Source organism: Spirillospora sp. NPDC000708 (genome assembly GCF_040299565.1).
Lineage (GTDB): Bacteria > Actinomycetota > Actinomycetes > Streptosporangiales > Streptosporangiaceae > Spirillospora.
In genome coordinates this window covers 13,114-27,366 of the sequence record NZ_JBEPCJ010000026.1, presented here as the reverse complement: position 1 = coordinate 27,366, position 14,253 = coordinate 13,114, and the positions used below count along the sequence as shown (strand labels likewise).

Annotated in this window: 15 protein-coding genes; 10 read left to right on the top strand and 5 right to left on the bottom strand. The window is 71.0% G+C overall.

All coding sequences use genetic code 11. The annotated features are described in order from the left end of the window. Nucleotides 1–359 precede the first annotated feature (359 nt). From rpsB to ABT299_RS20105, 5 genes are all read left to right on the top strand, one after another. Nucleotides 360–1,319 (top strand): 30S ribosomal protein S2, encoded by a 960-nt coding sequence (rpsB, locus tag ABT299_RS20125; protein WP_500251660.1) that lies wholly within the window; start codon nt 360–362, stop codon nt 1,317–1,319. An 83-nt stretch (nt 1,320–1,402) separates the two neighbouring features. Then, nucleotides 1,403–2,239, top strand: a complete 837-nt coding sequence (tsf, locus tag ABT299_RS20120) for a translation elongation factor Ts (protein ID WP_190859764.1) — start codon at nt 1,403–1,405, stop codon at nt 2,237–2,239. Nucleotides 2,240–2,295: 56 nt separating this feature from the next. Beyond that, nucleotides 2,296–3,075 carry a UMP kinase gene (gene pyrH / locus ABT299_RS20115; protein WP_151539737.1) on the top strand — a complete coding sequence of 260 codons (780 nt, stop codon included), beginning with the start codon at nt 2,296–2,298 and terminating at the stop codon, nt 3,073–3,075. A 51-nt stretch (nt 3,076–3,126) separates the two neighbouring features. Continuing rightward, entirely contained in the window at nt 3,127–3,684 is a 558-nt protein-coding gene (frr, locus tag ABT299_RS20110; protein WP_190859765.1) for a ribosome recycling factor, read from the top strand. Nucleotides 3,685–3,740: 56 nt separating this feature from the next. Next, nucleotides 3,741–4,724 carry a phosphatidate cytidylyltransferase gene (locus tag ABT299_RS20105; RefSeq protein WP_387027341.1) on the top strand — a complete coding sequence of 328 codons (984 nt, stop codon included), beginning with the start codon at nt 3,741–3,743 and terminating at the stop codon, nt 4,722–4,724. An 83-nt stretch (nt 4,725–4,807) separates the two neighbouring features. Here the strand turns inward: ABT299_RS20105 and ABT299_RS20100 are convergent, their stop codons facing one another. Next, complete coding sequence (locus ABT299_RS20100) at nt 4,808–5,953, bottom strand: suppressor of fused domain protein (RefSeq protein WP_190859770.1); 1,146 nt, start codon at nt 5,951–5,953, stop codon at nt 4,808–4,810. 135 nt (nt 5,954–6,088) lie between these two features. Between ABT299_RS20100 and rlmN the strand changes: the two genes are divergently transcribed. From rlmN to ABT299_RS20085, 3 genes are all read left to right on the top strand, one after another. After that, complete coding sequence (gene rlmN / locus ABT299_RS20095; RefSeq protein ID WP_190859772.1) at nt 6,089–7,237, top strand: dual-specificity RNA methyltransferase RlmN; 1,149 nt, start codon at nt 6,089–6,091, stop codon at nt 7,235–7,237. 67 nt (nt 7,238–7,304) lie between these two features. Beyond that, nucleotides 7,305–7,805 carry a DivIVA domain-containing protein gene (locus ABT299_RS20090; protein WP_387027344.1) on the top strand — a complete coding sequence of 167 codons (501 nt, stop codon included), beginning with the start codon at nt 7,305–7,307 and terminating at the stop codon, nt 7,803–7,805. A 79-nt stretch (nt 7,806–7,884) separates the two neighbouring features. Continuing rightward, nucleotides 7,885–8,709 (top strand): DUF1963 domain-containing protein, encoded by an 825-nt coding sequence (locus tag ABT299_RS20085; protein WP_500251659.1) that lies wholly within the window; start codon nt 7,885–7,887, stop codon nt 8,707–8,709. 50 nt (nt 8,710–8,759) lie between these two features. Here the strand turns inward: ABT299_RS20085 and ABT299_RS20080 are convergent, their stop codons facing one another. Together ABT299_RS20080 and ABT299_RS20075 are read right to left on the bottom strand one after the other, a co-directional pair. Next, nucleotides 8,760–9,449 (bottom strand): hypothetical protein, encoded by a 690-nt coding sequence (locus ABT299_RS20080; RefSeq protein WP_500251658.1) that lies wholly within the window; start codon nt 9,447–9,449, stop codon nt 8,760–8,762. Nucleotides 9,450–9,624: 175 nt separating this feature from the next. Continuing rightward, the gene (locus ABT299_RS20075) at nt 9,625–10,350 is read right to left on the bottom strand and encodes an ATP-binding cassette domain-containing protein (RefSeq protein ID WP_500251657.1); all 726 of its coding nucleotides are present in this window, start codon (nt 10,348–10,350) and stop codon (nt 9,625–9,627) included. An 87-nt stretch (nt 10,351–10,437) separates the two neighbouring features. Between ABT299_RS20075 and ABT299_RS20070 the strand changes: the two genes are divergently transcribed. Next, nucleotides 10,438–10,878 carry an HIT family protein gene (locus tag ABT299_RS20070; RefSeq protein WP_500251656.1) on the top strand — a complete coding sequence of 147 codons (441 nt, stop codon included), beginning with the start codon at nt 10,438–10,440 and terminating at the stop codon, nt 10,876–10,878. Nucleotides 10,879–11,778: 900 nt separating this feature from the next. On the opposite strand, the gene ABT299_RS20065 is transcribed toward ABT299_RS20070, so the two are convergent. Beyond that, complete coding sequence (locus ABT299_RS20065; RefSeq protein ID WP_190859790.1) at nt 11,779–12,045, bottom strand: type II toxin -antitoxin system TacA 1-like antitoxin; 267 nt, start codon at nt 12,043–12,045, stop codon at nt 11,779–11,781. 115 nt (nt 12,046–12,160) lie between these two features. Then, entirely contained in the window at nt 12,161–12,652 is a 492-nt protein-coding gene (locus tag ABT299_RS20060; protein WP_190859793.1) for an Lrp/AsnC family transcriptional regulator, read from the bottom strand. A gap of 164 nt (nt 12,653–12,816) precedes the next feature. Between ABT299_RS20060 and ABT299_RS20055 the strand changes: the two genes are divergently transcribed. Beyond that, nucleotides 12,817–14,250, top strand: coding sequence for a gamma-aminobutyraldehyde dehydrogenase (locus ABT299_RS20055; RefSeq protein WP_387027352.1), 1,434 nt, complete (start codon nt 12,817–12,819; stop codon nt 14,248–14,250). Nucleotides 14,251–14,253: the final 3 nt, after the last annotated feature.

Here is a 14,253-nt window from a genome sequence, read left to right as displayed (position 1 = left end):
GAGGTCCGCCAACTGTGGATAACCGCTCGGTCCGTTGATTCCCGGGGGCGTCCGGGCCCTGATAATCTGTATGCGTGCCCGGAAGGACACCGGCCAGGGCCAGGCCGTCGCCGATCCGCCGTCAGGCGGGGAGGCGGGAAGCCGCTCTCGTGAGCGGAGAGGTCACGGATCCGGGGAACGTTTCCGGATCACAGCCGCCAGGGGCGTCCCGGCGGCTGATTTCACGCGTCCGCATGCCACCGAAAACATGGTGGGGCGCCGCCCCTCGGTCCGTCGCCGCGGCGACGGTGGGGCGATGCCCGGGCGCAGGGCGACAACCAAATGCGGCCCGGAAGGGCCAGAGAAGGAGAACACGGGCAATGGCACCCGTCGTCACCATGCGGCAGCTCCTGGAGAGCGGCGTCCACTTCGGCCACCAGACCCGCCGGTGGAACCCGAAGATGAAGCGCTTCATCCTCACGGAGCGCAACGGCATCTACATCATCGACCTGCAGCAGTCGCTGTCCTACATCGACCGCGCCTTCGAGTTCGTCAAGGCCACGGTCGCCCACGGCGGCACGATCCTGTTCGTCGGCACCAAGAAGCAGGCTCAGGAGTCCATCGCCGAGCAGGCCACCCGCGTCGGCATGCCCTACGTCAACCAGCGCTGGCTGGGCGGCATGCTGACCAACTTCTCCACCGTCCACAAGCGGCTCACCCGGCTCAAGGAGCTGGAGGAGATCAACTACGACGACGTGGCCGGCTCCGGCATGACCAAGAAGGAGCTGCTCGGCCTGCGCCGCGAGAAGGACAAGCTGGAGCGCACCCTCGGCGGTATCCGCGACATGGCGAAGGTCCCGAGCGCCATCTGGATCGTGGACACCAAGAAGGAGCACATCGCGGTCAACGAGGCCAAGAAGCTCGGCATCCCGGTCGTGGCCATCCTCGACACCAACTGCGACCCCGACGAGGTCGACTACCCGGTCCCGGGCAACGACGACGCCATCCGCAGCGTCAGCCTGCTGACCCGCGTCGTCGCCGACTCGGTGGCCGACGGCCTCCTCGCGCGCGCGGGCGCCGCGTCCGGCGGCGACGAGAAGCCGGCCGAGGGCGCCGCCTCCGGTGCCAGCGAGCCGCTCGCCGAGTGGGAGCGCGACCTGCTGGTGAACAAGCAGGCCGAGGACGAGGCCGCCGCCGCTCCGGCGGAGGCGGAGACCTCCGAGGCGCCCGCCGACGCCGCGCCGGCCGACGAGGCCGCGGCCGAGGCTCCGGCCGCGGCGGCCGACGAGGCGCCCGCCGAGGCTCCGGCGGAGGCCCCCGCCGAGGGCCAGCAGGCTTGATCCAACGGTCCCGGCGGCGTCGTGGCGACGCCGCCGGGACCGTCGCGGGTCCACGACCAACGACGAGAGAAGCGAAGAGAGCGATGGCCAACTTCACCGCCGCTGACGTCAAGCGGCTCCGCGACCTGACCGGCTCCGGCATGATGGCCGTAAAGAACGCCCTGACCGAGGCGGACGGCGACTTCGAGAAGGCCACGGAGCTGCTGCGCCTCAAGGGCGCCAAGGACGTCGGCAAGCGCGCCGAGCGCACCGCGGCCAACGGCCTGGTCGCCGAGCACTTCAACGGCTCGGGCGACGGCGCGCTGCTGGAGCTCAACTGCGAGACCGACTTCGTCGCCAAGAACGAGCAGTTCATCGAGCTGGCGAACCGGCTGGTCGAGTTCGCGGCGGGCAGCGGCGCGGCGGACGCGGCGTCCCTGCTCGGCGCCGAGATCGAGGCCGGCAAGACCGTCCAGGCCCTGATCGAGGAGAACAGCGCCAAGATCGGCGAGAAGCTGGAGCTGCGCCGCTTCGCCCACTTCCAGGGCGCCTATGTGGCCAGCTACCTGCACAAGTCCGACCCGTCCCTGCCGCCGACCACCGGCGTGCTGGTCGAGCTGGACAAGGAGAACGCCGAGGTCGCCAAGGACGTCGCGCAGCAGATCGCGGCGATGGCGCCCAAGTACCTGAACCGCGACGAGATCCCCGCGGACGTGATCGAGAAGGAGCGGGCGCTCGCCGAGCAGCTCACCCGCGACGAGGGCAAGCCCGAGCAGGCCATCCCGAAGATCGTCGAGGGCCGGGTGAACGCCTACTTCCGCGACTTCGTGCTGCTCGAGCAGGCGTTCGTGAAGGACGGCAAGAAGACCATCGCGAAGGTCCTGGACGAGGCCGGCGTGAAGGTCGTGCGCTTCGCCCGGTTCAAGGTCGGGCAGGCGTAAGGGCACTCTGGAGACAGGGACCCGAGATTCAGCGACGCAACGAGGAGGCCGCCGACGTGCCGGAGAAGACGACCACCAGTGCGACGGCGGCCCCGTCGTCCGGGCAGCACGCGCCGCGCGCGGGCTGGAAGCGGGTGCTGCTGAAGCTCTCGGGCGAGGCGTTCGCCGGGCGCGATCCCCTGGGCATCGACCCGGAGGTCGTGCAGCACGTGGCGGAGGCCATCTCCGAGGCCGTGAAGGACGGCGTGCAGGTCGCGGTCGTGTGCGGCGGCGGCAACATGTTCCGCGGCGCGGTCATGGCCGAGCGCGGCATGGACCGCGGCCGCGCCGACTACATGGGGATGATCGGCACGGTCATCAACTGCCTGGCGCTGCAGGACTTCCTCGAGAAGCTCGGCCTCGACACGCGCGTGCAGACGGCCATCACCATGAGCCAGGTGGCCGAGCCGTACATCCCGCGGCGCGCCATCCGGCACCTGGAGAAGGGCCGGGTCGTCATCTTCGGCGCGGGGCTCGGGCAGCCGTTCTTCTCCACCGATACGACCGCCGCCCAGCGCGCGCTGGAGATCGGTGCCGAGGCGGTCCTGAAGGCGACTCAGGTCGACGGCGTCTACGACGCCGATCCTCGTAAGAGTCCAGAGGCGGTCAAGTTCGACCGTTTGGATTACGGTGAGGTTCTACAGCGGGGTCTGAAGGTCATGGACGCCACGGCCATCAGCCTCTGCATGGACAACGCGCTCCCCATCGTGGTCTTCGACCTCATGGGGCAGGGCAACATCGTCCGGGCCGTCCGGGGTGAGAAGATCGGCACGCTGGTCAGCCCGGCACAGGGCTGACCGCGGCCCGGAACGCGGTGCCAGGGCCGACCAGATGACATGGGAGTCACAGTGATCGACGAGACCCTCCTCGAAGCCGAGGAGAAGATGGAGAAGGCGGTCGCGGTCGCCAAGGAGGACTTCCAGGCCATCCGCACCGGCCGGGTCACCCCCGCCATGTTCAACAAGATCACCGCGGAGTACTACGGCACCCCGACGCCGGTCAACCAGCTGGCGTCGTTCACGCTGCCGGAGCCGCGGATGGTCATCGTGCAGGTCTTCGACAAGTCGTCCATGCAGGCGGTGGAGAAGGCGATCCGCGACAGCGACCTCGGCGTGAACCCCACCAACGACGGCAACGTCATCCGGGTGGTCTTCCCCGAGCTGTCGGAGGAGCGCCGCAAGGACTTCATCAAGGTCGCCGGCACCAAGGCCGAGGACAGCAAGATCTCCATCCGCAACATCCGCCGGCGCGCCAAGGACACCCTCGACAAGCTCGCCAAGGACGGCGAGGTCGGCGAGGACGAGGTGCGGCGTGCGGAGAAGGAGCTCGACGACACCACGCACAAGTACGTGGCGCAGATCGACGAGCTGCTCGAGCACAAGAAGGCCGAACTGCTCGAAGTTTGATGGGACTCGACGACGCCGGGGAGTCCACGGGCTCCCCGGATGAGCCGGAGGTCGACATGCCCGGCCCACCCCCGGGAGAAGCTCTGGACTCGCCCTCCGGCGAGGCGCCGGACGTCCCCGCAGGCACCGCCGCCGAAGACGCGGCGCCCTCCGGTGTGACGTCCGTGACGGGCGCGCGCGCTGGATCCGAGGGGGAGCCGCCACCGGACCCGTCCGGCGGCGGGCGCCAGAGCAAGACCGGCAGGAACCTGCCGATGGCCATCGGCGTGGGCGTCGCCCTCGGCGCGCTGGTACTGCTCTCGCTCTACACGGTGAAGCCGATCTTCCTCGCCGTGATGGTGGTCTTCCTCTTCCTCGGTATGAGGGAGCTGACGGACGCCTTCAAGTCGCGCGGCATCCGGGTGCCGTTCATCCCGGTGGCGACCGGCATGGTGGCCACTCCGGTGGTCTCCTATGTGTGGGGGACCACCGCGGTGGTCGCGGCGGTGTCCCTCACGGTGCTCAGCATGATGCTGATCCGGATGACGGAGGGCGCGGACGGCTACGTCCGGGACGTCAGCGCGGGCTCGTTCGTCGCGGGCTACCTGGTGCTGATGGGCGGGATCGTCGCGCTCCTGATGCGGCCCGGCGACGGGGACGACCGCACGGTCATCTTCATCGCGACGACGGTGGCCAGCGACATCGGCGGCTACTTCGCCGGCACGTTCCTCGGCAAGCACAAGCTCGCCCCCACGATCAGCCCGAAGAAGACGTGGGAGGGCGTCACCGGCTCCGCGATCACCTGCATGATCGTCGGCGGGTGGCTGGTGTGGTGGCTGCTGGACGGCGGTCAGCCCTGGCAGGGCGCGCTGGTCGGCCTCGCCGCCGTGGTGACCGCGACCGGCGGCGACCTCATCGAGTCGATGATCAAGCGGGATCTCGGCATCAAGGACATGGGCACGCTGCTGCCGGGCCATGGCGGGGTTATGGACCGCCTCGACTCGCTGGTCGCGACGGCCCCCGTGGTGTGGCTGCTGCTGGAGCTGTTCGTCCCCAGCTAGACCTCTCAGGCGTCTTGGGCGGGACCGGCCCCTGGATGGGGCCGGTCGTCTCCGGCCTAGGAGAACGGCCGGCCGTCTCCGGCCTAGGAGACGACCCAGGAGCGTCCCTGCTGCGCCAGGCGCCGGATGAGCGCGTCCGAGCCCTCGCTCTTGGCGTACCGGTGCTCCTCGCCCGAGATGGGGACGAGCCATAGCCACCGGACGGGATCGCCGTGCAAGGTCAGCCCCGTGAGGGCGGGCGCCTCCGGCCCGGCCAGCCGCGCGGGATCTTCCAGGAGGAGCACGCCTTCCCACGCGCCGTCGCCGCTCCCGAGGGGGAACGTGCGGGCCTCGTGGTACCACTTGACCACGTCCCCCGGGGCGAACCAGGTCACCGATCGCCACGGGTACTGGGCGAGCCACGGGAAGATGCTTCCCGCGCGCTGGCTGGGCAGTGTGCTCGCCACAGCGAGTTCTATGCGGGCGTACGGGGCGACGTCGTCCTCGTACAGCTCCACGGTGGGCATCCGCTGGCGGCTCATCCCGACCGTGCTGAGCACGGTGAAACCGCGGTCGCCGCGTGCGGGCCGCTCCGTCACGCCCACGGTGGGGGACGGGCTGACCTTGCCTCCCGCGAGCTGGCGTCCCACGTCGTGCCAGTAGTGGCCCCCGGGGCCGAGCCGCTGCAGCAGGTGGCCTAGGACCGACTGCTGGAACTCCGCCCACGAGCCTTCCGCGCGGCACATCTTCCAGTGCTCGCGCGCGCGCTCGATACGGGGGCCGAACTCCGCGATCTCTTCTTCCATAGGGAAGGCGAACGGGCTCTGCTCCGTCGCGTCGCGCGCGTAGCCGGGGATGCCGCGGCCCATGTCCGACCATCCCGGGATCACGAACAGCGGGTCGCCCGCCTCCAGCACGGCGACGCCGTCGCCCTCCTCGAACCACACCACCTCGAGGGCGGAGGCGTCGAGGGCCTCGCGTCCCTGCGGATGGGCGACATGGGACTCGGGGAGCAGCGGTGCGCCGCCGGCGTCGAGCCGCGACCGGTCCAGCGACGACGGCGCCTTGCGGTGGTTGGCGACCCAGACGGCGCCGATCACCGAATCCCGCGCGTCCCGCAGGTAGGCCGAGGTCACATCGCCGTCGGACTCGACGACGAGCCTCCGGCTGCCGTACGGGCTGGCCTCGGCGTGGACGATCGTGGCGGCGGGGGTCCTGGGCGAAGCGGTGCCCCTGCGCAAAACCGACATGATCAGACCTTAGTCGCAGTGAAGGTCATGCGCAGCGATGTCGCAGCGCTCGCCGCAGGACGCCGGGCGCGCGCGGGGGAAGAGCGCCCGGATGCGGACGAGGCATCGGCAGGTGTTTGCGACACTGGAAGGACCATGTCTGCCACCACCGAGCCCGCCACCGCGGGCGCCGCGCCCAAGAAGACCCCGGCGAAGCTCGTCTTCGCCGCGCCGCGGCGCGGCAAGCCGCCGCGGCACCTGGCCGACCTCACCCAGGCCGAGCGCCGCGAGGCGGTCGCGGAGCTGGGCGAGAAGCCGTTCCGGGCCGACCAGCTGTCGCGGCACTACTTCGCCCGGCTCGTCGACGACCCGGCGAAGATGACCGACCTGCCGGCCGCCGTGCGCGACCGGCTGGTGTCGGAACTGCTGCCCTCGCTGCTGACCCCGGTCCGCGAACTGGACTGCGACGGCGGCAGGACGCTGAAGACGGTCTGGAAGGCGTTCGACGGCGTCCTGTTCGAGTCGGTGCTGATGCGGTACCCCGACCGGGCCACGATGTGCGTCTCGTCCCAGGCGGGCTGCGGCATGAACTGCCCGTTCTGCGCCACGGGGCAGGCCGGTCTCACGCGCAACCTCTCTACGGCCGAGATAGTGGAGCAGGTCGCGGCGGGCGCGCGCGCGATGGCCCGTGGGCGCGTCCCCGGCGGGCCCGGCCGCGTCTCCAACATCGTCTTCATGGGCATGGGGGAGCCGCTCGCGAACTACAAGGCCGTCATCGGCGCGGTCCGCCGCATCACCGATCCGGCGCCGGCCGGCCTGGGGATCTCCCAGCGTTCCGTCACCGTGTCCACGGTCGGCCTCGTCCCGGCGATCGAGAAGCTCGCCGCCGAGGACATGTCCGTGCGGCTCGCGGTGTCCCTGCACGCCCCGGACGACGAGCTGCGCGACGACCTCGTCCCGATCAACAACCGGTGGAAGGTCGCCGAGGTCCTGGACGCCGCCTGGGCCTACGCCGACCGCAGCGGGCGCCGCGTCTCGATCGAGTACGCGCTCATCAAGGACGTCAACGACCAGGCATGGCGGGCCGATCTTCTCGGCAGGCTCTTGCGCGGCCACCTCGTACACGTCAATCTGATCCCGTTGAATCCGACGCCGGGGTCCAAGTGGACCGCCTCGCGGCCGGAGGACGAGCGCGAGTTCGTCCGCCGCCTGGAGGCCCACGGGGTTCCGGTCACGGTGCGCGACACTCGGGGCAGGGAGATCGACGGGGCCTGCGGACAGCTGGCCGCGGCGACCAAGGACTGAGCGCGCCGGCGGCGCCCCCGGGGCCCCGCGGGCGCGGGGACGAGGGCTGAGGAGCACGGTGGCGCTGATGAGCACGCGGCTGCCGGTGGCGTTGCGGGGCTACGACCGGACACAGGTGGACGGCCTTCTCGAACGGATCTCGGGCGCGCTGAACGGCGGGCCGCCGATGTCCGCCGACGAGGTGCGCACGGCGCGCTTCGACGTCGTCCTGCGCGGATACGACCGCCGCGCGGTGGACGACCTGGTGCGCGAGTGCATCCGGGAGCTGGAGACGAAGGCGCCGATCGCCGAGCGTCCCGGCCGTTCCCGGGCGAACCCCGCATGGCTGATCAACTGGATCCAGAACGCCCGGTTCGCCGGCTCGGGCATGCGCCCCGGCTACGACGTCCGGGACGTCGACGCGTTCCTCGACCGCGTCATCTCCGGGCTGCGCGGTGCGGCGCCGCCGGTGTCGGCGCGCGACGTCCGGGAGAGCGTCTTCCGCGTCGTCCGCCTCGGCCCCGGCTACGACGAGCAGGAGGTCGACCGCTTCCTCACCCAGCTCGCCGGGGCCCTCGAAGGCCGCTGAGAACGATCATCGCCGCAGAGTTATCCACATTTTCGCCGCGGGGTGGTGACCGCCGCCAGGCCCCAGCAGCCTTCGGTGCATGGACGACTTCGACGCGCAGCGCCAGCGGCTGAGCACCTTCCTCGGCCTGCTGTTCACCCCCGAGATCATCTCGGTCCTGCTGTCCCTGGCCCGGCCCGCGGTGCGGCTCGGAGCCGGCGGCGGCGTACCAGTCCGGCTGGGCGGTGCCCCGCTACTGCCGGCCGCCGCGGCCTGGCCCGCATGGAGGGGCCGTCCGCTCGACTTCCTCGGCGCCGTCGACTTCACCGAACTCGCCGTCTTCGGCGCGATCCCGGGCCTTCCTCGGGGCGGTCCGGCCGCCTTCTACTACGCGAGCGAGATCCCGAGGCCGTGGGGCGACGCGTCCGGGCAGCGGGACGGCTGGCGCGTGTTCACCGGCGACCTGCATCCCGCCGAGCCACCGCCCGGCGCCCTGTCCTATCCACCGACCGAACTGGGCGCCACTCCGTTCCTGTCGCTGCCCTCGCCGCAGGAGATGGTCGTGCAGCGGCTGGAACGCGTCCATCGCGGCTTCCTGGCCGAGTACGAGCAACTGCACGCGGTCTGGTCCCGGCACGTCACGTCCGAGGCGCCCGCGCATCAGCTGGGAGGCTGGCCCGACCTCGTCCAGCGGCCGATCGGCCCCGACTGCCTGTACGCCTCCACGGGACGTCCGCTCGACGGCCTCGACGCCCCGGAGCTGTCGGAAGACGATCTGGCGGCCGTCGACGACTGGCGCCTCCTGCTCCAGCTCGACTCCGACCACCGCCTCGGCTGGTACTGGGGCGACCCCGGCCGCGTCTACTTCTGCACCCGCCAGAGCGACCCGCTGGAGCGAGCATGGCTGACCGTCCAAGCAGCCTGACGTCAGGAGGGACCATGCGCCTCAGCGATCCCTTGACCCCGTATGGACGGTCAGTGACGCAGCCGGGCGACGAATACGTAGGCGGCGCCGACGACGGCCGACCAGAGGGCCAGGTGCAGCACTAGGCCGGGGAACTCCGCGACGAAGCGGTCCGGGCCGTCGTGCGCCACCCTCAGCCACTCGATCATCGGAACCGAGAGAAAGGAGAGCCGGCCCAGCCCCAGCAGGAGGACCACGGTCACGCCGCTCAGCAGCGCCAGCAGCGACACTCCCGGATCCGGGATGAACGCCCGGCTCGTCCAGGCGCCGAGCAGTGTGCCCGCGAGCGCGACCGGCACGCTCAGCGCGCACCCCGCGAGGATCGCCCGCCCCGGCGCACCCGCCTCGAGCCCCTGAAAGAGAGGAATGGCCAGCACGATGACGCCCAAGCACAGGTTCACGGCGTACGCGGCGACCAAGCCCGCCCATGTGGGCGTCCAACGGTGCCGTGCCGCGGTCGCCGACAGCGCCCGCTGCTCGTCGGGCTGCGTGTCCAGCAGGGCCCGCGCCGTCCACGCCCAGATCGGGAACATGAACGCCGCCACATCGCCGAACGTCCCGACGGACAGCTTGACCCGCTCCGGCCCGCCCGGCCCCTGGAAGAGGACGAGCGTCATGACCAGCGCCACGACGATCACCGGATGCAGGACGCGCAGCGAACGCACGTACCCCTCGACCTGGAACCGCGCGAGCGCGATCACCGTCCCCACCTTGCACGCTCGCCCCGGCCCCGGCCCACCGCACACTGCCGATCGCGGTCCGCCGACCCTCGCTGATTCCAGCGCCCTGCCCGATCGCGAACGGTGCCCGGCCCCTTCGAGGCACCGGGCCGCCTGCCGCATCGGCACGCTTCGTCCCCTGCGCGGGACATGGTGATCATTGGTCGGGCCTCCGCACGGTGTAGCCGTCCGCGCGGAGCTTGGTCTCCACGGTGTCGGCGTCGGCCTCGGGCACCACGACCTCGAGCACCGTCAGCCTCGGCGCGCCCGGCTCGTCGGCGGCGGCCAGGCGGGTCACCGTGCCGCCCGCGACCTGGAGCCGGTCGATGCCCGGCAGGGACTCGATGCAGCGCTGGTGGTCGCTGATGACCACGGTGGCACCGTCGGCGGCGAGACCGGCGATCAGCCCCGGCAGGGTGTCGCGGGTGGCCGCGTCCAACCCGGCGAACGGTTCGTCGAGGATGAGGAGTCCCGGGTCGTCCATGAGCGCCTGGGCGAGGCCGACCTTCTGCGCACTGCCCTTGGACAGCTCCGGCAGCCGCACGTCGAGGAGGTGATCGAAGGCCAGACGCTCGGCCCACGTCCCGATCGCGTCCTCGGGCACCCGCCTGACGGCGGCCATGTGGCCGAGGTACGAGCGGACGGTGAACGGCTGGTCCACCGGGAAACGCTCGGGTGCGTACCCGATGCGGCTCGGTCTCTCTCGGACCGATCCCTTCTGGGGCCCGCGCAGGCCGGCGATGAGGCGGAGAAGGGTGGACTTCCCAGCGCCGTTCCGTCCCGTGACCTCGGTGACGCTGCCGGGCGGGAGGGAGAGCGTGACGTCCCTTAGCACCCAGGGACCCCTCCGGTGGTAGCGGAAGGCGACGTCGTCGAGCCGCATAGGACACGAAGGGTAGCGGCGAAAACCTAAGGGGGCCGTTAGGGAGGAGGCTGCGCACGCAGGCCGGGGGGCGGCAGAATGCCGCGCATGGCTGACTCCGTGTCCGGCAAGTCCTGCGTCTTCTGCGAGATCCTGAAGGGAGAGCGTCCCGCGCACGTCGTCCTCGACGCCCCGGACGCGCTCGCGTTCCTCGACGCCCGGCCGCTCTTCAAAGGACACACGCTGCTGGTGCCGCGGACGCACGTCGAGACACTGCCGGACCTGCCCGCCGACCTCGTCGGCCCGTACTTCCAGCACGCGCAGCGGCTCGCGGCGGCCATGGAGTCGGTGCTCGGCGCCGCCGGCTCCTTCGTCGCCGTGAACAACCGCATCAGCCAGAGCGTCCCCCACCTGCACGTTCACGTCGTCCCACGCAACCGCAAGGACGGCCTGAGGGGCTTCTTCTGGCCCCGCCACAAGTACGACTCCGACGCCGAGGCCGCCGACTACGCGGCCCGCCTGTCCACGGCCCTCACCGACCACACCTGAACCCGCCCCACCACCTCACCCAGACCGGACACCCCGCCGAACCAGCACCTCGCCGCCCAGCCCGCACCCTCGCCGACCCCCTCGCCCTCGGCGAGCAGGTGACCTCGGCAAGCCCGCGACCTGGACACGAGCCGGTGACCTCGGCGAGTCGGAGACCTCGTCGGGGCTGCGATCTTGGCGAGCTGGTCTGGACGCGAGGGGGTGATCTGGACGGTTCGGTGAGCTCGGCGAGTGGGTGAGCTCGTTGGGGTCGCGATCTCGGCGAGCTGGTCTGGACGCGAGCTGGTGATCTGGGCGAGTCGGTGACCTCGTCGGGGCCGCGGACTCGGCGAGCTGGTCTGGACGTGAGGCGGTGATCTAAACGGTTCGGTGAGCTCGGCGAGTGGGTGAGCTCGTTGGGGTCGCGATCTCGGCGAGCTGGTCTGGACGCGAGCTGGTGAGCTCGGCGAGTCGGTGACCTTGTCGGGGCTGCGATCTTGGCGAGCTGGTCTGGACGCGGGCCGGTGAGCTCGTCGGGGCCGCGGACTTGGGGAGCTGGTCTGGACGCGAGCCGGTGGGCTCGTTGAGGCGAGGAGCGCGCGGAGCTGGTCGGGTGCTGAGCCGCCTGGCTCGCCGGGGTGGTGGGCTCGCCGGGGAGGCGGGTTTTGGCCGGTGGGCGAGGTGGAGGTGGCGGGTCAGTGATTTGGGGTGAATCCGAGGTGGGCGGCTTCGGGGATCAGAGGCTCAGATGGATCGGTGATTCGCCTCGGAGATGGCCGTCTTGCCGAGTCTATTGGCGAGTGGGGGGTGGGGCTGTGGTGCTCTGCCGGGGGCTGTGGTGGCCTGCCGGGGGCTTCGGTGCTCCCGCCGAGGGGCTGTGGTGCCCCCGCCGGAGGTGGCGGGGGCAGGGGTGGGCGGGAGTCAGGTCAGGGCTAGGAGGAGGGCTATGTAGGGTTCGGTCGCCTTGGGGTCCGGGGGCGGGTCGGGAGCGGCGGCGCGGAGGGCGGCGGCGTGCTCGTAGAGGTCGCGTTCCGCGCGGTCGAGGGCGGCGGACAGGATGTAGTCGGCGACGCTCCAGCCGATCAGGTCGGCGGCCTTGCGGATGGCGAGGAGCTGCTCGGCGGTCGTGCTCAGCGCGATGCGGTCGGTTCCGGGGGCGGGAAGGTCCGGGCGGACCGACTCAGACATGGCCGGTCTCCTTCCTTACGGCATCCCAAAGTACGCCGCGAGGGGTTGCCGGAACATCCTCATTCGGGACGAGAATCGACGGATGGCGGGCGAAGGCGGACGGCGGCGCGCGGCCTCAGCGGGTCCCCCAGGAGTAGGTCTGTTTCCGCAGCTTGAGGTAGACGAAGCTTTCGGTGGAGACGACGCCCGGGACGGCGCGGATCCGGCCGAGCAGCTCCAGGAGGCGCTCGTCGTCCTCGCAGACCAGTTCGAGCAGGATGTCGAACGAGCCGGCGGCGATGACGACGTAGTCGATCTCGTCGAGGGCGGCGAGCTCGTCGGCGATCGTCTCCAGGTCGCCCTCGCACTTCACGCCGATCATCATCTGCCGGGAGAAGCCGAGCATCAGCGGGTCGGTCACGCCGACGATCTGCATGACGCCGGTGTCGAGGAGCTTCTGCACGCGCTGGCGGACCGCGGCCTCGGAGAGGCCGACGGCCTTGCCGATGGCGGCGTAGGAGCGGCGGCCGTCCTGCTGGAGCTGCTCGATGATCCGCTTGGCGGTCTCGTCGAGATGCACGGGAGACCGGGCGGACCCCCGGCGGGAGGGAGGGCGCTCCTCCGTCATCGTAGGTACTCCTAGCTGCGGCATCGAGGGTGTGAGGCGGTCGGTCCAAGTGAATCAGTCGTGAAACTGGATCGTAACAACGGAATCACTTGTATTGGGCTGGAACCTCTGTCAGGGTCAGGCCAACGGGACAGTTCGGGCGGCGGCGCCCAGGAAGGATCGAGATGAGCGGCGAACGGCTGCGCAACTTTATCGGTGGCGAGTACACCGACGCCAAGGACGGGCGGACGCTGGAGGTGGTCGACCCCAGCACCGGCGAGGCGTACGCGGAGGCGCCGGTGTCCGGCGCCGAGGACGTCGACGCCGCGTTCCGCGCCGCCGCGGAGGCGTTCCCCGCCTGGCGGGACGCGACGCCCGGCGAGCGCAGCCTGGCGATGCTGCGGTTCGCCGACGCGGTGGAGGCCCGGGGACGCGAGCTGGTCGAGGCGGAGAGCCGCGACACCGGCAAGCCCGTGCAGCTCACCATGGAGGAGGAGCTGCCGCCGATGGTGGACAACCTCCGGTTCTTCGCGGGCGCGTCCCGCGTCCTGGAGGGCAAGGCCACCGGCGAGTACCTGGCGGACCACACCTCGTCCATCCGGCGGGAGCCGATCGGGGTGTGCGCGCAGGTGACGCCCTGGAACTACCCGATGATGATGGCGGTCTGGAAGATCGGGCCGGCGCTGGCGACGGGCAACACCGTGGTGCTCAAGCCGTCGGAGACGACCCCGGTCAGCACGCTGATGCTGGCGGAGATCGCCGCGGAGTTCCTCCCGCCCGGCGTCTTCAACGTGATCTGCGGCGACCGCGACACCGGCCGCGCGCTGGTGGAGCACCCGACCCCGCAGATGGTGTCGATCACCGGCAGCGTGCGGGCGGGCATGGAGGTCGCCGCGGCCGCCGCGAAGGACCTCAAGAAGGTCCACCTGGAGCTCGGCGGGAAGGCGCCCGTCGTGGTGTTCGACGACGCGGACGTGGAGTCGGCGGCGCAGGGCATCGCGGAGGCCGGCTACTTCAACGCCGGGCAGGACTGCACCGCGGCGACGCGGGTGCTGGTCGCGGACCGGCTGCACGACGAGTTCACGGCGGCGCTCACCGAGGCGGCGCGCGGTACCGTCGTCGGCCCGCCGAGCAACACCGACGCCTTCTACGGCCCGGTGAACAGCGCCGCGCAGCTGGAGCGCGTCCAGGGCTTCATCGACCGGGTGCCGGGGCACGCGGAGGTGCTGACCGGCGGTTCGCGGTCCGGGGACGCCGGCTTCTTCTTCGAGCCCACCGTCGTCGGCGGGCTCCGCCAGGACGACGAGATCGTGCAGAACGAGGTGTTCGGCCCGGTCATCACCGTCCAGCGCTTCTCCGACGAGGCGCAGGCGATCGAGTGGGCCAACGGCGTCCGGTACGGGCTGGCGGCCAGCGTGTGGACGCAGAACCACGGGCGCGCGATGCGCATGAGCAAGGCACTGGACTTCGGGGCGGTGTGGGTGAACACCCACATCCCGTTCGTCTCGGAGATGCCGCACGGGGGCTTCAAGCACTCCGGCTACGGCAAGGACATGTCGATGTACGGAATCGAGGACTACACCCGCGTCAAGCACGTCATGCACTACATCGGCGCCTGAGGG